The organism is Helicobacter pylori (genome assembly GCF_002832345.1).
GTDB classification, from domain to species: Bacteria; Campylobacterota; Campylobacteria; order Campylobacterales; family Helicobacteraceae; genus Helicobacter; species Helicobacter pylori_CP.
This window is the reverse complement of sequence record NZ_PHLZ01000017.1, coordinates 1-18,283: the sequence shown is the minus strand read 5'-3', so window position 1 is coordinate 18,283 and position 18,283 is coordinate 1. Positions and strand designations below refer to the sequence as shown.

Sequence of the window (18,283 nt, the reverse complement as noted above, 5' to 3'; positions counted from 1 at the left end):
GATTTTCAATTAGAGTTTTCTTGCATAAGCCACCGCTTTCTTTTGAAACATTTTTTAAAGTTTTTTGAAAATTAGAATTAAAATCTTTTTGATCATGTTATGATAGTTCAAAAATTTAACAAGGATTAAGCATGTTATATTCCTCTAAAATCCAATCCCTTTCAGAATCCACAACGATCGCTATCAGCACACTCGCTAAAGAATTGAAATCGCAAGGAAAAGATATTTTAAGTTTTTCAGCGGGCGAGCCTGATTTTGACACCCCGCAAGCGATTAAAGATGCGGCTATAAAAGCTCTAAATGACGGCTTTACAAAATACACTCCAGTGGCTGGGATCCCTGAATTATTAAAAGCGATCGCTTTTAAATTGAAAAAAGAAAACAACTTGGATTATGAGCCGAGTGAAATTCTAGTGAGTAATGGCGCTAAGCAAAGCCTGTTCAATGCGATTCAAGCCTTGATAGGGGAGGGCGATGAGGTGGTTATCCCTGTGCCTTTTTGGGTAACTTACCCTGAGCTTGTGAAATACAGCGGAGGGGTGAGTCAATTCATTCAAACCGATGAAAAAAGCCATTTTAAAATCACCCCTAAGCAACTTAAAGACGCCTTAAGCCCCAAAACAAAAATGCTCATTCTCACCACCCCATCAAACCCTACCGGCATGCTTTATAGTAAGGCGGAGTTAGAGGCTTTAGGCGAAGTTTTAAAAGACACTCCAATTTGGGTGCTTAGCGATGAAATTTATGAAAAGCTTGTCTATAAGGGGGAGTTTGTTTCTTGCGCGGCGGTGAGTGAAGAGATGAAAAAACGCACCATTACCATTAATGGCTTGAGCAAGTCAGTGGCGATGACAGGCTGGCGTATGGGCTATGCGGCGAGCAAGGATAAAAAATTAGTCAAATTGATGAATAACTTACAAGGCCAATGCACTTCCAATATCAATTCTATCACGCAAATGGCTTCTATTGTGGCGCTTGAAGGGTTGGTGGATAAGGAAATTGAAACGATGCGTCAGGCTTTTGAAAAACGCTGTAATTTAGCCCACGCAAAAATCAATGCGATTGAAAGGCTGAACGCTTTAAAACCTGATGGAGCGTTTTATCTGTTTATTAATATTGGCAGTCTTTGTGGGGGGGATTCGATGCGTTTTTGCCATGAATTGTTAGAAAAAGAAGGCGTGGCGTTAGTGCCTGGAAAGGCTTTTGGATTGGAAGGTTATGTCCGTTTGTCTTTTGCATGTTCAGAAGAACAGATTGAAAAGGGGATTGAACGCATCGCTCGCTTTGTCAAATCAAATGGGTAAAAAAATTGGTATTTAAAAAAAAGGGGGATTTTAATCTTGTTTGGAATTTGATATTGTGTTAGTGGCATAGCGTGGTATAATGGCTTGACTTAAAAGTTTGAAAAGTGCAGTTTTCATAACTAAAATAGATTTTAAGGAATAATAAATGGCAATAAGATTTGGAGTTATCTTTATCGTTGATTTTCTTAGAGCTATTTCTGTTGATGATAAAAACAAACAATTAAGATCAATTTTAGAGCGCAAGAAAAAGTGTAATTCTATAAAGTTTTATGAATTATATAGTAGCATTACTGAAATTACCGCATTTGTGGTATTTACAGACGAATCAGATGCAATATTAAATTTAAAAAACTACTTGCTAGTGTTATCCAAAAATTTCAATAACAGTAGAAATATTTGGTATTGTGAAAACTTTGTCCGCAATACAACGGATTGCCTTTTGGGATTATATTCATCGCTAGCAACTCTGACGACCCTATTGATATTGATAATAAAACCAAAAAGTTACAATCATGTTTTTGTAGTGATAAGAATAGTCGTTTTTCTTACTTCCCAATTATAACTGAGGACTATTTAATTTTAGATAATCTAAAAAGCTGTTTTGTATTCCAATGCGAGCCAAACAAGAACGACAGACCATTCAATTTAAAGCAATACTTGTTAGGATTGAAAGTAAACTTAGGGTTTGAGCCAACGGGTATTTTTTATTGCGAAAACGCAAACACACATAAAATTGAATTGATTAGTAATGATTCTGATTTTAAAGGGGTATTGCTTGAATTTTCACAAATTACATCCTTATCCCCTAATGAATTACCGCAATTTCTTGCAAACTTTAAAAATTCAAAAAGCCCCAATGAAAAAATTTCATTTAATTTTACAAGCAATAAGAATTCATCAATTTCTCCATATGCAGCATTTAACAGAAAAGTAAGAGATACCTTTGATTGCTATTGCTGGCATGGTTATTCTAAAATTCCACAAGAGAAAAGGATAGCCAAAATACAAGAGCAAGTGAATGAAGAAATTAAACTAGATCCTTCTTTTTGTAATCATAGAGTAAGCTCTGAACAAAACCGTAAGATCAATGAAATTGCTGAGGGTTTAAAAAGTGGTAAGATAATTGGTGAAAAGATTATTGCTAATGCGTTCGATCTAAATGCTGGATATTGTTTTATTACTCCTGATGATTTAAAGAATTTATTAAAAGAACGATTATTTATACAGCAAGATATTGATATTACCCATGTTATTAATCAAAAAAAGGGAAAAGCGTTCGATCATATCTTAATAAATGATATTAAGTATAATTTGCTTGATAACACATTCCATTTTATCTTTGATGTGGATAATCCTTTATTAAAAGAGTCAAGTCAGTTAATTATTGAAGTGCCTAGAGAAGCGTTGGATCTAGAGAATATTGATCGGCTTATTAAAAATACGCTATCGTCCCATCGTGTTTGTTTTTGTAGCGAAATTCATAGTGTTTGTAGCGAAAATTCTTTAATATGTCATCTTAATCAAGGTTCTTATATCATTGATTTGCACTTAATAGATGACTAAACCCTAAATGAAACACCCCCTAGAAGAATTAAAAGACCCCATAGAAAATCTTTTACTATGGATTGGGCGCTTTTTGCGTTACAAATGCACAAGCCTGTCTAATTCCCAAGTGAAAGATCAAAACAAGGTTTTTGAATGCTTGAACGAATTCAATCATGCGTTCATCAGCTCAAGCCAATTGGAAAAAGTTTGCAAAAAAGCCCGTAATGCCGGATTACTAGGTATCAATACCTACGCACTGCCCCTACTCAAATTTTACGAATACGCTCAAAAGCTTTCTTTAAAATCGCTCAAAAATATAGATGAAGTCATGCTGGCTGAATTTTTGAGTATTTATACCGGTGGTTTGAGTTTAGCCACCAAGAAAAATTACCGGATCGCTCTATTAGGGCTTTTTAGCTATATAGACAAGCAAAATCAAGATGAAAATGAAAAATCTTATATTTATAATATCACGCTTAAAAATATCAGCGGAGTCAATCAAAGTGCGGGCAACAAGCTCCCTACTCATTTGAATAATGAAGAATTAGAAAAATTTTTAGAGGGCATTGATAAAATAGAAATGTCCGCTAAAGTGCGTGCCAGAAACCGCCTGCTCATTAAAATCATCGTTTTTACAGGCATGCGCTCTAACGAAGCCTTGCAGCTTAAAATAAAGGATTTTACTTTAGAAAATGGCTGTTATACGATTTTGATTAAAGGTAAGGGCGATAAATACAGAGCGGTGATGCTCAAAGCTTTCCACATTGAGAGTCTTTTGAAAGAATGGCTCATAGAAAGGGAATTGTATCCTGTTAAAAACGATTTATTGTTTTGCAACCAAAAAGGCAGTGCTTTAACGCAAGCGTATTTGTATAAGCAGGTGGAGCGCATCATCAATTTTGCAGGACTCAGGCGAGAGAAAAATGGGGCGCACATGTTAAGGCATTCTTTTGCGACCTTGCTTTATCAAAAACGCCATGATTTGATTTTGGTTCAAGAAGCTCTAGGGCATGCGAGCTTGAATACGAGCAGGATTTATACGCATTTTGACAAACAGCGTTTAGAAGAAGCGGCGAGCATTTGGGAAGAAAATTAAAACACCCCCTACTCCCTTAAAAAAATGATTTTTACCATAAAACAACTAAAACCCCATTTTTTAAGAAATTAAAGAGTTTTTAGCTTGCTCATTTAAAATTTTGCTTTCAAATTCTAACAGCCACTTTTTGACTTCTATGCCCCCATTATACCCCCCTAAAGTGCCATTTTTACGCACCACTCTATGACAAGGCACGATCAAAGAAATAGGGTTATTATGATTAGCGTTGCCAATCGCTCTGCAAGATTTAGGGTTATTAATGAGCTTTGCGATTTCATCGTAACTTTTTGTTTTACCATAAGGGATAGTTAATAACGCAGACCAAACTTGTTTTTGAAAAGAAGTCCCTATCAAATCTAAAGGCGCATCAAATTCAAAAAGTTGTCCCAAGAAATAACGCTCTAAGGCTTGAACGCTGAGTTTTAATGGGGTATTCATAGGGGTGTTATGAGAAAAATTGGTCGTATCAAAATCCAATCTCAACAAATGGCTCTCATTAGCGCACAAATGCAAATACTCTAAAGGGAAGCTCTTAGGGGTCTTAAAATAGTAGTGGTATAAAACCATCAATTAAAAAAAGAGTTTGTATAAAATAATCAACAGCGACAAACCATACACCCCTAAAATCAAAATTTTATGCATTTTTTCATTCAAAAGCCCCATGATCCATTTGATCCCAATGCTCACGCCCATAACAGAGCCTAATCCCACAATCGCCCCTGCTACTAGCACTTCTTTATTGATGATGTGGTGATACATTAAAGAAAAAGCTCCTGAAATAGAAGAAAACAGAATAAAAAATAACCCTAGCGCCACGCATTTTTTAGAATCATACCCTAAAAAATAATGCATCAAAGGCACCATGAGCATCCCCCCACCAATCCCTAAAGTGATGGCAAAAAACCCTGTGAGCGCGCCAATTAAAAATAATTTTAAACCTTGCAAATGGTAGCGTTTAGTGTCCGTTATCAAATCTTTTTTTTTGGGTTTCAAAACAAATTGGATCATAGAATACACGACTAAAAGCGCGAAAATAACCATTAAAATTTTACTGGAAACGATTTTTAAAATGAAACCGCTAAAACTCGCTCCTATCAGCCCCCCTGCCCCTATCAACAAGCCTAAAGAAAAATCAAGCGATTTTTTTTTGAAATTCAAAACAGATCCCACGAACGATGAAAGCGCCATTTGCAAAATGGAAATACCAATGGATTCTTCAAAAGAATGCCCGGTTGCGAGCATGATAGGGACAATGATCAACCCCCCACCAATGCCAAAAATCCCTGATAGAATGCCAGTAAAAAGCCCTATCGCTATGTATAACGCATAAATATCCATAAAAACCCTTAAAAAAGTAAAAACCCCCTATAAATCTCTCTAAAAGAAAATTAAAAACAACCCTATTCTAATCAAACACCAATAACCAAACCCCCTAAACAACGCTTTTAAAAGTGATGCCTTTATTGGTCTGTTTTGTTTTTGCAACACAAAACATGCGAATCTTCATTGGGTTCGCTGACTGAGAGGTTTCTTAATTCATAAGCCAATTTAATAGACGCCATAGCGTCATCTAAACCAAACCCCCCTTGAGCTAAAATCTGTTTGTAGCTTTCTATATACAGGTTATCAAAGCTCTGCGTGAGATTGACTTCTTCGCCCTCTAGGATCATTTTATGATAAACTTTTTCTTTAGCCACTCCCATGTGTTCTGGATTGATGGAAAAAAACCATCTTATTTTGGCATGCTCTAAAAAGAGTATCCCGCACACGCAATCAGGCTCTTCTCTATTGATAACCTTGTCTTTAACGCCTCCAAACAAATACAATAAAGTGTCAAAGATATTCACTCCCATTTGAGTGGCTAGCCCCCCACTCCTATTCACATCCGCTCGCCATGAAGAAAAATACCATTTCCCTTGAACGCTGATATAAGTGAGCGTGATGTCAAACACCTTGCTAGGGTTTTTGTCTAATTCGCTCTTAATTTTTTCTTTCAAAGCCAGCGTGTCGCAATGCAAGCGCAAGGGCAAAAGACTGAACACCCTTTTTTGGTGTTTCACCTCTAAATCTTTCAATTCTTGTATTTCGCTAGGGTCTAAAACTAAGGGTTTTTCACAAATCACATGCATGCCGTTTCTTAACCCGAAACGGATGTGATCAAAATGCGTGTGCGTGGGCGTGCAAACACTCAAATAGTTGATTTCTTTACCCATAGCCCTAGATTGCTCTAAATGATTTTCAAAATCTTCAATATTGGTAAAAAACTCTGATTGCGGGAAATACTCATCTAAAACCCCCACGCTATCATGAACATCAAAAGAGCAATCCAAAAAATGCCCTGTATCTCTAATCGCTTGCAAGTGCTTGGGAGCGATAACCCCCCCTGAACCAATCATCGCAAAAAGCATTCATCTTCCTTAAATAATTTTGAATCTCATTTTAGCAAAGATTAGCTTATTTAAGCTTATATTATTGGCAATTAAAACATTCCACCGATCGATCCAACACGCTTTTTTCATCTATGCTAGGGCTTTCGCTGCGCAAATAATAAGTGGATTTGAGTCCCAATTTCCAAGCGAGCGTGTAAATTTCATGCAAGGTTTTACCGCTAGCGTTTTCTATGCGTAAAAACACATTGATGCTTTGGCCTTGATCGATCCATTTTTGGCGCACGGCTGCTGCTTTAATCAAATCTTTAGCGTCAATATCATAGGCTGATGTGTAAAAATTCCAAGTTTCTACATTCAAATTAGGCACTACAACTGGAATTAGCCCGCTCAAATTTTCTTCAAACCATTTTTTCTTATAAATGGGTTCAATCGTTTGGGTTGTGCCTACTAAAATAGAAATGGAGCTTGTGGGAGCGATCGCCATTAAATAGCCATTACGCATGCCATTAGTTTTGACTTTTTCCCTCAAACCTTGCCAATCGCAAGCATGATTGAAAAGCCCTTTTTCGGTGAGCTTTAAGGCTTCATTGTTGGCTTTATCAATAGGGAAAATCCCCTTACTCCATTCTGAATTTTCAAAATCCTTATAAACCCCTTTTTCTTCCGCTAAATTCGCGCTCGTGTCAATCGCATGGTAGCTGATTTGCTCCATTAAAGCGTCAATTTTTTCTAAATGCTCTTTAGACCCCCAAGCGATTTGGTGTTCTGCGAGCATTTGCGCTTCACCCATAACCCCTAACCCTATGGCTCTATTTTGTAAATTAGTGGCTTTGACTTTGCGGTTAGGGTAGAAATTCAAGTCAATCACATTGTCTAAAAGCCTAACCATGATCGGCACAACCCTTTTAATGTCTTCTTCAGTGTTGATTTTGCTTAAATTGATGCTCGCTAGATTGCACACCGCCGTTTGCCCGTCTTTAGCGACTTTAGTAGCGATATAGATTGGCTTGCCTTTTAGAATATCCGTGCTAGTGAGCTTGTTAGCGCATTTAGTGATATTACTATCTGTGGTTACCAACTCTTTTTCTTCAAAAAATTCTATGGTGCCATCAGTGTATTCTATTTGCATGCAGTAGTGGTTGGGTGCGGTATTTTGAAAAATCTCCGTGCACAGATTGCTGGATCGAATGATTCCTGTATGAGCGTTTGGGTTGCACCGATTGGCGTTATCTTTAAAGGCTAAGAAAGGCAAGCCGGCTTCAAAATAATTCATTAAGATTTTTTTCCATAAATCTTTAGCGTTAATGTATTCCTTAATGATCTTGGGATCTTTTTCATACTCTAAATAGCGTTTTTCAAAATCCTGCCCATAAAGCTCAGTCAAATCCTTACACTCATAAGGGTCAAACAAAGTCCACATCGCGTCTTCTAAAACCCTTTTCATAAATAAATCGCACACCCAAAGAGCCGGGAACAAATCATGCGCTCTTCGCCTTTCATCGCCGCTATTTTTCCTTAAATCAATGAACTCCATCACATCAATGTGCCAAATTTCCAAATACACCGCAATCGCGCCCTTTCGTGTGCCTAATTGATCAACCGCAATCGCCACATCATTAGCGATTTTTAAAAAAGGGATCGTGCCAGCGCTCGCATTTTTATGCCCATCAATATAACTCCCAATAGAGCGCACCAAAGAAAAATCCCAGCCAATCCCCCCGCCGTATTTGGACAATAGCGCCATTTCCTTATAGCTGTCAAAAATCCCCTCAATATTATCCGGCGTGCTGCCAATATAGCATGAGCTGAGTTGGTGCTTGGTGGTGCGTGCGTTCGCTAGAGTGGGGGTCGCGCACATCGCTTCAAATTTGCTCAAAACTTCATAAAATTCTAAAGCGATTTTGTTGGGTTCTTGTTCGTTTTGCGCTAAAAACATCGCAATGCTCATAAACATGTGTTGGGGCAATTCAATAGGGTGATTGTTAGCGTCTTTTAACAAATAGCGATCATACAAGGTTTTAATCCCCAAATAATTGAATTGGAAATCCCTTTCAGGCTTGATCTGGCTATTTAAAAACTCTAGATCAAATTTTTCCTTAAAGCCCTTAAGGATGCGGCCCTTTTCTTCAGCGTTTTCAAAATACTCTTTCAAATGCCTATACCCTGTAAAACCACTCACTTTATGGTATAAATCATACAAAAAAAGCCTTGAGGCGACAAAACTCCAATTAGGCGTGTCAATATCTATCTTATCCACAGCGGTTTTAATCAAAGTTTGTTGGATTTCTTCAGTAGTGATCTTGTCTCTAAATTGCAACCTCGCATCCACTTCCAGCTCACTTTGGCTCACGCCCTCTAAATTGTCCGTAGCGTCCTTAGTGTATTTTTGGATTTTGGTAATGTCCAAAGGCTCAATGCGCCCGTTCCGTTTAACCACCGTAATCAAAATTTTTCCTTTAAATCAAATCGTTTTCTTTTAAATTTGGCATTGTATCAATAAAAAACTTAAGACTTAAGAAAGAGAGAAGTTCAAGTTGGATTTGTTCTATTAATGAGAATGAGTTTTAAAGTTTTTTAATTTTTTACTCCCCCCCTCCATATTATTAATGACATTTGGGTTAAATCACCACCCCCATTTAGCGCAAAGCTTAAGAAAACATTGAAACCCCAAAATGACCAAACCCTCTATAAGGAGATTGCTAGGATGCCCACAATACGCCGAAATCTCATGCATAGCGATAATAAAGGGTATCGTTAAAAGCATCACATAAAAATCCCTTAGTCTTGCTCCTAACACAGCGTCATAAAACGCGCCAAAAAACCTAGCCTTAAAAATGGCTTTAAAAAACTTGGGGAATCCTTGCCAAGTTTCAATCATTAAATAACCTACCGACCTGCCTTTTGGGTTGAACAAGAGGTTAGACAATAAAGCCGCTATTAGACCCACTAACCACACATAATAGCTGTATTTAGGGTCAAAAAGTGGATCGCTAGCTGAACCATTTATGTCATAAAAAATCCTAGTGGTTATGGAGATACATCCTCCATAGACTAGAGCCATTGCCCATCGATATTCCCAATCGCTCAAACGCTCTTTGATATTCATGCTCTCTCCTTTCTTGCCCAAAGCTACCTATCATACACGAAATGATGATCATAGGTGGGTTCTCTTGGGGCTTGCGGCTCTCTATCAACGCCACGGATAAAATCTTCTACCCTATCGCCTATTTCAGCCCCAGAATATGCCCCTATTCCACCACCAATGCCTGCACCAAACACAGTACCCCACGGACCTCCAAGAGCCCCAATCATTCCACCCATTGCACCACCCATTCCAGCTCCAACACCTTCTCCTATATCTCTGCCAAGCTGGCCCCTTGCCTCTATTTTAGGACTAGCTATAGCCACATTAGCCATTGCATCGCATAAAACCACTACACAACTAAATGTTCTTAATCCACTCATAACAAATCCTTTCATAAAATGGAGATTCAAGGCATGTTTGGCACACCTTGATAAGAATATTTATACCACAACCCTATTAAAAGCGTTGTTACAGATCAGCCAGATATCACAAGAAGCTCAATAAGTGTTTTATTTATTCACAAATTACAGGATTAAAGTAAATAATTATAGTAGTTTTAGGATTTTTCATTATTGAAGCAAATCCAAAAGGATAAAAAGAGAACTTTTTAATCCATTAAAATACGCTCAATGAAGTTTTAAAACGGCAATTCTTTTCAAGCTCTTTAAGGCTTCTTAAAAAACTTAAAATACCCGTTTTCAATGTTAGTTTGAGGGGCGCGTGAAAGGCTTAACGAACCGCTAGGAATGTCTTTAGTGATGGTGGTGCCACTGCCGATTAAAACATTAGAGCCGATAGTTATGGGGGCGACTAGCTGGCTATCGCTCCCTATAAAGACATTTTCACCGATGATCGTTTGGTGTTTCTTTTTACCATCGTAATTGCAAGTGATCACGCCAGCCCCTATATTTGTGTTTTTCCCTATCTCGCAATCCCCCAAATAGCTCAAATGCCCTGCTTTAGCGCCTTGAAGTTTGGCGTTTTTAGTCTCTACAAAATTCCCCACATGGCTATTACAAATCACGCTTTTAGGGCGCGCATGGGCAAACGGCCCCACACTGCTATTAACAATCTGGCTCTCTTCTATCACGCTATAAGCTTTAATATGCGCGTTTTCTATCAAGCAATTCCCAATCAAACGCACCCCTTGCTCTAAAACGCACTCCCCCTTAAAACTCACGCCTTTTTCTAAATAAATGCTACCAGGCAATTGCATCACTACCCCTAAGTCCATGGCGTTTTTCCTCAGTCTTTCTAGCATGATTTCTTCAGCCTTTGCTCTTTCTGTTTGGCTATTCACCCCTAAAAAACACTCTTCTTCTAAAAAAATAGCGTCAATTGTTTCATTCCCCTTAATACCCAAAGCGATTAAATCCGTGAGGTAGTATTCTTTTTGGGCGTTTTGGTCATTAAGCTTGGGCAAGTATTTTTCTAAAAACTTTCTTTCAAAAAAATACACGCCAGCGTTCACGCTTTTAATGGTTTTTTCTTCATCATTAGCGTCCTTTTCTTCTACAATCTTTTTAACCTGATGGTTTTCTAAAACAACGCGCCCATAACCTTTAGGGTCAGCTAAATGCAGTAAGCCTATGGCGTTATTCTTGCTTTCTAATAAGGGGGTGAGAGCGTCTTTAGTGATTAAGGGCATGTCCGCATTCAAAATCAAAACCCGCTCATGTTTCGTAGAAATAGGCGTTTTATCTTCTTGCATGATAGCCCCACCTGTCCCTGAATATTTTTCCACGATTTGAGTGTGAAAAATGACGCCCTTAAAACGCTCCAACACCGCTTCTTTAATGCGTTCTTGTTGGTGGTGTAAGATAAGATGCACATCATTACTGATTGAAAAAGCCACTTCTAAAATGTAAAACAGCATAGGCTCCCCGCAAATCGTGTGCAAAGTTTTAGGCAGGCTAGAATGCATGCGAGTGCCTTTGCCAGCGGCTAGTATGATTACAGAAAGCATTAAAATCCTTTTTTTAGGGAATTTTAACATGCCTTATCTTATAATTTGACTTCGTTTCATCAAAGATTTAAGGCTAGAATTTTGCGTTTTTTCATTTTTTTCATTCTCATTTGCCCTTTAATATGCCCTTTAATGAGCGCTGATAGCGCATTGCCCAGCGTCAATCTCTCTTTAAACGCTCCTAATGATCCCAAACAGCTTGTAACCACCCTTAATGTCATCGCCCTGCTCACGCTTTTAGTTTTAGCCCCATCATTGATTTTAGTGATGACGAGTTTCACCCGTTTGATCGTGGTGTTTTCTTTTTTAAGGACCGCTTTAGGCACGCAACAAACCCCACCCACTCAAATTTTAGTTTCGCTCTCTTTGATATTGACTTTTTTCATCATGGAACCTAGTTTGAAAAAGGCTTATGATACAGGGATTAAGCCTTATATGGATAAAAAAATTTCTTACACCGAAGCGTTTGAAAAAAGCGCTCTGCCCTTCAAGGAATTCATGCTTAAAAACACACGAGAAAAGGATCTAGCGCTTTTTTTTAGGATCAGAAACCTGCCTAACCCTAAAACCCCTGATGAGGTGAGTTTGAGCGTTTTGATCCCGGCATTTATGATAAGCGAATTGAAAACAGCGTTTCAAATCGGCTTTTTACTCTACTTGCCTTTTTTGGTGATTGATATGGTGATCAGCTCTATTTTAATGGCGATGGGCATGATGATGCTCCCGCCTGTAATGATTTCTCTGCCTTTTAAAATTTTAGTGTTTATTCTGGTAGATGGGTTTAATTTATTGACAGAAAATTTAGTAGCGAGTTTTAAAATGGTTTGATATCAAACATTCAAGCTATAAAAGCTTGAAACTAATTTAAAACTCATAATTCAAATACGCTGTAATGGATCTCCCTGGTGCAGGCTCTCTTCCTGTAGGGCTTGTGCCAATCCCCCTAAAATAATACTTCATGTTAAAAAGGTTATTGATTTGCAAGCTTCCTGTGATTTTATGCCTACCGCTTTGCCATAAAACGGAGCTTACTTGAACGTTCAACACAAAATACAAGGGCAATAACCCTACTGAATTACAACCATACTCTAGCCCCCCTGTGTATTCTGGATTTAAGGGCAGGCACACGGTTTGGCTTTTGGCCTGATTGAGCATAGAACTATAAGCACGGCTATAAAAATAGCTGCTGATTCCAAAAGTCGTGTGCTTGTAAGTATACATCATGTCAAATATGAATTGGTTAGGACTCACATAAGGCAAACGCTTCCCTTTAATGTCAAAGGGTTTATTGACAATGCCTGTAAAATAATAAGCAATATCATCAGCATTAGAAGTGATGCGCGCATCAATGTAAGTGTAAGCCACATGAAATTGCAAACCCCTAATCGGCGCGTAATACAATTCCAATTCCACCCCTTGACTCCTAGCATTCACAGGCTGTGGACTATAGCCTCCAGCATAGTAACGATTGGCAAAAATCACAAAATAATTGGTATTAAAGCTCAATAGATTTTTATAACTATAGCGTTGCCCCACTTCAATTTCATTGAAAATTTGGTTGTAATTAGTCCTAGTAATGCCTACCATTGTGTGTTGTGGGGGGATAAAACTGCGACGGTAGTTCGCATACCATATCCAATTTTCCATAGGTTTATAGCCGATGTTAAGGGCGGGACTCCATTCGTTTTGACGCTGTTTTTTACTGGTCCATACGGAAAAATCGTGCTTTTCTGGCTCTTTGTTGTTATAGTTCAAAAAGGTGTATCTAAGCCCTGGAGTTATCACCAATTTAGAATCAAAAAGTTCTATTTTATCGCTCAACCATACCGCTGTATAGTTGTTAAACATTTCTTGATTGTTACTAGGCTTTTTAGAAAGAACATATGGGGGCATATGGCACACCCCATCAATAATATCTGATTTTTCGCACGTGCTTTGATCGGATCTAATGAACATGTCCATCGTCATAAAACGCATGCCCACATTAAAAGTTTGCTTAACTTTATTGGTATTAACAACTAAGTTCAAATTAGGCTCAAAAGCGTTCATCACATAACGCCTTAAATGATCAAAAATAAAAAATCCTGGATAATTTTGATCGGTATAAACAGGGCCTAATTTAGGATTGGTATTGACATTTAAATAGTTAGAATCAAATTTAAAATCCCTTGACATGTCATGCCCATAGTAACTGAAAGTGAAATCCCCCCCTATTTTATCCGTGTCCCCAAAAAAGTTTTGATACACAGCTCCCCATCGCTTCGCTCTCCCGCTTTTATCATTATTAGGGCGGTTATTTTGAAAACGATTTTCATTATAGGCAGCTATACCTAAAGACCCAGGGTCTGTTAAAAAGTAGCTGTAATATTGAAAAAAAGCAGTGATCTTGTTGCTATCATTGATTTGATACAACGAATCTAGCAAGTAGTTTTGAATGTTGGTAGGGCTGTTGTATCTAAACCCTTGCCCTTTGAGCCAATTGACTTGAGCTTGGATTCCAAAATGCTTATTCATCATACCCCCCGTTCTTAAATAGGTGTTAAAAAGCATGTTATTAACTAAGCTTTTATCAATGTTTTTAGAATTTTGATTGAAAAAGCCCCCATTTTCAGACTTGCCCCAAAAAGTGGTCCTCTCGCTCACCTGACTTTCCCACTTGGTAGGAATGCCTTTGGTGATAATGTTGATCACACCGCCAAAAGCGTTAGGGCCATAACGCACGCTCTCCCCACCTTTAGTTACGCTGATTCTATCCACAGATTGAAAGGTTACAGGAAAAATAACCGTGCCAATTTCAACATAGGGCGCGACATAAATAGGAATCCCATTGACTAGAATCATTCCCGTATTAGAATGCCCTGGGCCTCCCGCACCAAACCCCCTAATGGAAATGCTAGGCACAGCTCCAATACCAGTAGAGTTTCTAATATGCACGCCCGGCACATTTTGCAAAGCTTCTTCAATGCTTTGATTGGCGCTTTTAGTGAGTTGTTTGTTAGAAATCACCGTGCGAGATCCCATATAATTTCTAACTTCCTTACTCCTCCAGCTTAAAGGCGCTTCTTTATCGTTAGCCACCCCTGAAGCTTCCACCCTTTCCAAATTATGAGTTTTGACAGCATGCGCGCTATGACTCAAAACAACCAAAGAGACTAAAACTCTTTTCATTTACCACCTTTTATGAAAAATGTTCTTTTTTGCAACAAGGTGTAATTTATAATAACTATTATTAGTTTTAGCTTAAATTTTGAGACAATTATTATTTAAATTAAATTAATAGCTTTTTTTGTCAAAAATGCCGATTAATGCGAATGTTTATAGAAAAGATTGGGATATAAAGAAAAATAAAAATTTTTTAATATTTCTAATAGGGTGGATTTTAAACAAATACAGGGTTTAAAAACCCTTTTATAGCTGGCCTTTAAACCAAAATTTGAGTCGCATAAAAAGCTATCAAGGAAAACGCATACGCTACAACGGTTGTGAAGATGAATAAATACGCCACAAACTTTATCCCCCCAGCTTCCCTACCAAAAGTAATGGTCGCTGCAAAACAAGGGATATAAAACATCACAAACACGATAAAAGCGATTCCGCTTGGCACGCTGACTTCTTTTCTTAAAATCTCTCTAAAAGCGTCAGATTTTTCATTTTGATCCCCTAAAGAAAACAACACGCCTAAAGTAGAAACCACCACCTCTTTAGCCATAAATCCGGTTACAAGCGACACACTCAAACGCCAATCAAAATCCATAGGGCTAAAGACTTTTTCTAAATACGCCCCACCTTTTCCTACAATGCTATTTTTTAAATTCTTTTTATCCAATTCTGCTTTTAATTCTTTTAATTTTTCTTCTTTAGCTTCGCTTGAAAGAGTGGTGTTTTTACCCACTAACAAGCTTTCTTTTTTATAAGTTTTCATAGCTGCATCGCTTTTAGGGTATTGAGACATAAACCAGATTAAAATCGCTCCCACTAAAATGTAAGTCCCGGCCTTTTTTAGGTAGGAAAGCGATTTGGTGTAGATACTGAAATAGACCATTCTCCAACTGGGAAAGCGGTATTTGGGCATTTCCATGATAAAGGATTCGGTCTGCCCTTTAAACACGCTTAATTTGAGTAATTTGGCCATCACTAACGCCACAACCGCCCCCAAAATATAAATGCAAAACAGCACAAACCCCGCGCTTGAAGAAGGGAAAAACGAGCCTACAAACAGCACATAAATAGGCAGCCTTGCCGAGCAGCTCATAAACCCGATCACAAAAAGCGTGATCAACCGTTCGTTATAATTTTGTAAAGTTCTTGTCGCCATGTAAGCAGGCACAGAGCAGCCAAAACCGGTGATTAAAGGGATAAAACTCTTCCCATGCAAGCCAAATTTATGCAAGATTCCATCCAATAAAAACGCTACCCTACTCATATATCCTGTCGTCTCTAGTAAAGAAATCCCAAAATACAACACCACAATTAAAGGCAAGAATGAAACCGTCGCTCCCACTCCCCCAATAATGCCATCGCCCACCAAAGACGCTAAATCTTCATTAGCCACATTTTCTTTGATGCCATCGCTCAAAAATTTAAACCCTGTTTCAAGTGCTTTTTGCACTCCCCCTCCTATTAAAAAGCTCAAGGAAAAAATGATAAACATGAACCCTAAAAAAATGAAAATCCCATAACGCGGGTGCATTAAAATCTTATCAATCTTATAAGTGTGTTCAAAACTCGCGTTTTGTTGGTTTTCACTGATCACTAATTTAGCGATTCTTTGAGCGCTCTGGCTGTATTTTAAAGACTCCTTAAAGCTTTGAGACGGGACTTTTATATTTTCATTGTTTGTAGTGTTTTGAGAATAAAGCCTGACAATTTCGTCTAATAAAAGCTCGGTATTCAAGCGATCTTCTTTGGATCTTGCGCTTGTAGGCACGCACACAACCCCTAATTCTTTAGAAAGCTTTCCTGTATCAATTTTAATGCCTTCTTTTTGCGCCTCATCCCACATGTTGAGTGCGAGAAGCATTTTTTTATTCGTGTCTAATAGCTGTGTGCTTAAGGCTAAATTACGCTCTAAATTGGTGGAATCCACCACATTAAGAATGAGATCGTATTGCCCTTTTTCTAAAAAATCTTTAGTAACCTTTTCTTCAGTGGTGAAGTCATTGAGCGCGTAAGTGCCAGGTAAATCAATGATAGTGATTTGATGCTCTTTGTGTATCAAACCCACTTCCATTTTATCCACGGTAACCCCAGCAAAATTCCCCACTTTCAAATGGGCGTTGCTCAAAGCGTTGATGAGGGATGATTTCCCCACATTAGGCTGGCCCACAAGGGCGATAGTGATTTCTTTCACTTCCAATTCTCCAAATAAGTTTTTTAATTTTTAGTTATATCGTTTTGATATTAAAAGTTGGCACTATAGCGCTATAAGACTAATTGTTATATAATAAAAGCGAGACAAGAATATTAAAATGCGAAAGGAGCGTGTGATGTTGTGCGTGTTTGATATAGAAACCATTCCTAGCGTGAGTTTGTGTAAAGAGCATTTTCAATTAGAAGAAAATGATGCACTAAAAATCTGTGAACGGAGTTTTGAAAAGCAAAAAGAAAAAAGCGGGAGCGAGTTTTTGCCTCTTTATTTGCATGAGATCATCTCTATTGCAGCAGTCATTGGCGATGATTACGGGCAATTTATCAAAGTGGGGAATTTTGGTCAAAAACACGAAAATAAAGAGGATTTTACAAGCGAAAAAGAGCTTTTAGAAGACTTTTTTAGATACTTTAACGAAAAGCAACCGCGCCTAATAAGCTTCAATGGCAGAGGCTTTGATATGCCTCTACTCACGCTCAAAGCCCTTAAATACAATTTAACCTTAGACGCTTTTTACAGCCAAGAAAACAAATGGGAAAATTACCGCGCGCGTTATAGCGAGCAGTTCCATTTGGATTTAATGGATAGCTTGAGCCATTATGGATCCGTTAGGGGGTTGAATCTAAATGGCGTTTGCTCTATGATGAATATTCCTGGTAAATTTGATGTGAGCGGGGATTTAGTGCATGCGATTTATTACAACCCGCATTTAAGCCAAAAGGAGAAAAAAGGCATTATTGATGGCTATTGCCAAAGCGATGTGCTTAACACTTACTGGCTTTTTTTAAAATACGAAGTGTTAAAAGGGGCTTTAAATAAAGAGCAATACCTTGGGCTATTGAATGATTTTTTAGCCAAATTCCCTAAGGAAAAATCCTATTCAAGCGTTTTTATTAACGCTTTAGAGAAAGAGATTAGGGAGTTTGCTTAAACCTTATTGGATAATCAAAACCAATTAGTATAAAAAGGTATCAGCAAAGCCATCATTATTTATTAGTAGAAGATAAAGATGAAAATATAGGTATTTATACTAATTTATGCGCTAATAAAACTTTTAGTTTTTAATAAATATATAGTCTATCATTAAGACAGGCTATAGCCTAACAACTAATAATTATAGTTTTAAACTAATCTGTATTGAATATCAAAAATTATGCAATAATCATTGAACGATAAGAATGGAATTATTCAGCTAGATCTAAGCTTCTTAATTTTCTAATGCTAACTTTTTAAAAACCATCTCTGTATTCTACCATAAATTTTTAAAAATTTGTTTTTTTTATAAATCGGAAAATTTTTTCTTTACAATTTAATTATTAATAAGGGAGAGAGATTTATATATAATTACAATTATTACATTATATATATCTTTTTATTCTTTTTTTATAAATAAGCTCCTTGTTTTTGATTTTTTATAAATTACATTCTTTTTAATTTCTATTAAAAAATTTAATATTAAGAGGACTTTTATGAAAAAATCAAATGACAATAACGCACTCGCCAGAAGTCAAAGGGAGTTGTTTGTAGGG

13 protein-coding genes and 2 pseudogenes are annotated in these 18,283 nt (G+C 37.5%); 6 read left to right on the top strand and 9 right to left on the bottom strand.

Going from position 1 to position 18,283, the window contains the following annotated elements:
* Nucleotides 1-131 precede the first annotated feature (131 nt).
* From CXY28_RS05745 to xerH, 3 genes and pseudogenes are all read left to right on the top strand, one after another.
* The gene (locus CXY28_RS05745) at nt 132-1,304 is read left to right on the top strand and encodes a pyridoxal phosphate-dependent aminotransferase (protein WP_100977881.1); all 1,173 of its coding nucleotides are present in this window, start codon (nt 132-134) and stop codon (nt 1,302-1,304) included.
* Nucleotides 1,305-1,449: 145 nt separating this feature from the next.
* Nucleotides 1,450-2,867: pseudogene (locus CXY28_RS08980) on the top strand (hypothetical protein).
* Nucleotides 2,868-2,874: 7 nt separating this feature from the next.
* Nucleotides 2,875-3,945 carry a tyrosine recombinase XerH gene (xerH, locus tag CXY28_RS05730; protein ID WP_100971982.1) on the top strand — a complete coding sequence of 357 codons (1,071 nt, stop codon included), beginning with the start codon at nt 2,875-2,877 and terminating at the stop codon, nt 3,943-3,945.
* A 60-nt stretch (nt 3,946-4,005) separates the two neighbouring features.
* Here the strand turns inward: xerH and CXY28_RS05725 are convergent, their stop codons facing one another.
* The 7 genes from CXY28_RS05725 to glmU form a co-directional block, all read right to left on the bottom strand.
* Nucleotides 4,006-4,512: a methylated-DNA--[protein]-cysteine S-methyltransferase gene (locus CXY28_RS05725; RefSeq protein ID WP_100972022.1), complete on the bottom strand. Its 507-nt coding sequence runs from the start codon at nt 4,510-4,512 to the stop codon at nt 4,006-4,008.
* 3 nt (nt 4,513-4,515) lie between these two features.
* Complete coding sequence (locus CXY28_RS05720) at nt 4,516-5,283, bottom strand: sulfite exporter TauE/SafE family protein (protein WP_100950042.1); 768 nt, start codon at nt 5,281-5,283, stop codon at nt 4,516-4,518.
* 122 nt (nt 5,284-5,405) lie between these two features.
* Complete coding sequence (locus CXY28_RS05715) at nt 5,406-6,353, bottom strand: Gfo/Idh/MocA family protein (protein WP_100979894.1); 948 nt, start codon at nt 6,351-6,353, stop codon at nt 5,406-5,408.
* Between the two features lie 61 nt (nt 6,354-6,414).
* Nucleotides 6,415-8,781 carry a ribonucleoside-diphosphate reductase subunit alpha gene (locus CXY28_RS05710; protein WP_100979892.1) on the bottom strand — a complete coding sequence of 789 codons (2,367 nt, stop codon included), beginning with the start codon at nt 8,779-8,781 and terminating at the stop codon, nt 6,415-6,417.
* 177 nt (nt 8,782-8,958) lie between these two features.
* Nucleotides 8,959-9,441, bottom strand: coding sequence for a hypothetical protein (locus CXY28_RS05705; protein ID WP_100950044.1), 483 nt, complete (start codon nt 9,439-9,441; stop codon nt 8,959-8,961).
* Nucleotides 9,442-9,464: 23 nt separating this feature from the next.
* Nucleotides 9,465-9,815 carry a pantothenate kinase gene (locus CXY28_RS05700; RefSeq protein WP_100979890.1) on the bottom strand — a complete coding sequence of 117 codons (351 nt, stop codon included), beginning with the start codon at nt 9,813-9,815 and terminating at the stop codon, nt 9,465-9,467.
* 269 nt (nt 9,816-10,084) lie between these two features.
* Nucleotides 10,085-11,386, bottom strand: coding sequence for a bifunctional UDP-N-acetylglucosamine diphosphorylase/glucosamine-1-phosphate N-acetyltransferase GlmU (gene glmU, locus CXY28_RS05695; RefSeq protein ID WP_100979888.1), 1,302 nt, complete (start codon nt 11,384-11,386; stop codon nt 10,085-10,087).
* On the opposite strand from glmU, the pseudogene CXY28_RS08975 reads away from it, so the two are divergent.
* Nucleotides 11,343-11,432, top strand: a pseudogene (locus CXY28_RS08975) (flagellar biosynthesis protein flip); the annotation flags it as partial. The gene glmU and the pseudogene CXY28_RS08975 overlap by 44 nt on opposite strands.
* Nucleotides 11,433-11,467: 35 nt before the next feature.
* Nucleotides 11,468-12,214 (top strand): flagellar type III secretion system pore protein FliP, encoded by a 747-nt coding sequence (gene fliP / locus CXY28_RS05685; protein ID WP_001210273.1) that lies wholly within the window; start codon nt 11,468-11,470, stop codon nt 12,212-12,214.
* Between the two features lie 36 nt (nt 12,215-12,250).
* Here fliP and CXY28_RS05680 read toward each other — a convergent pair whose 3' ends face one another.
* Both CXY28_RS05680 and feoB read right to left on the bottom strand, forming a co-directional pair.
* Nucleotides 12,251-14,554: a TonB-dependent receptor family protein gene (locus CXY28_RS05680; RefSeq protein WP_100979886.1), complete on the bottom strand. Its 2,304-nt coding sequence runs from the start codon at nt 14,552-14,554 to the stop codon at nt 12,251-12,253.
* A 253-nt stretch (nt 14,555-14,807) separates the two neighbouring features.
* Entirely contained in the window at nt 14,808-16,736 is a 1,929-nt protein-coding gene (gene feoB, locus CXY28_RS05675; protein WP_100979884.1) for a ferrous iron transport protein B, read from the bottom strand.
* A 136-nt stretch (nt 16,737-16,872) separates the two neighbouring features.
* Between feoB and CXY28_RS05670 the strand changes: the two genes are divergently transcribed.
* Nucleotides 16,873-17,685, top strand: coding sequence for a 3'-5' exonuclease (locus tag CXY28_RS05670; protein WP_100979882.1), 813 nt, complete (start codon nt 16,873-16,875; stop codon nt 17,683-17,685).
* Nucleotides 17,686-18,283 lie beyond the last annotated feature (598 nt).

Coding starts and splice junctions, on each gene's coding strand:
- CXY28_RS05745 (WP_100977881.1), top strand. CDS start 132: ATGTTATATTCCTCTAAAATCCAATCCCTTTCAGAATCCACAACGATC.
- xerH (WP_100971982.1), top strand. CDS start 2,875: ATGAAACACCCCCTAGAAGAATTAAAAGACCCCATAGAAAATCTTTTA.
- CXY28_RS05725 (WP_100972022.1), bottom strand. CDS start 4,512: ATGGTTTTATACCACTACTATTTTAAGACCCCTAAGAGCTTCCCTTTA.
- CXY28_RS05720 (WP_100950042.1), bottom strand. CDS start 5,283: ATGGATATTTATGCGTTATACATAGCGATAGGGCTTTTTACTGGCATT.
- CXY28_RS05715 (WP_100979894.1), bottom strand. CDS start 6,353: ATGCTTTTTGCGATGATTGGTTCAGGGGGGGTTATCGCTCCCAAGCAC.
- CXY28_RS05705 (WP_100950044.1), bottom strand. CDS start 9,441: ATGAATATCAAAGAGCGTTTGAGCGATTGGGAATATCGATGGGCAATG.
- CXY28_RS05700 (WP_100979890.1), bottom strand. CDS start 9,815: ATGAAAGGATTTGTTATGAGTGGATTAAGAACATTTAGTTGTGTAGTG.
- glmU (WP_100979888.1), bottom strand. CDS start 11,386: ATGCTTTCTGTAATCATACTAGCCGCTGGCAAAGGCACTCGCATGCAT.
- CXY28_RS05680 (WP_100979886.1), bottom strand. CDS start 14,554: ATGAAAAGAGTTTTAGTCTCTTTGGTTGTTTTGAGTCATAGCGCGCAT.
- CXY28_RS05670 (WP_100979882.1), top strand. CDS start 16,873: ATGTTGTGCGTGTTTGATATAGAAACCATTCCTAGCGTGAGTTTGTGT.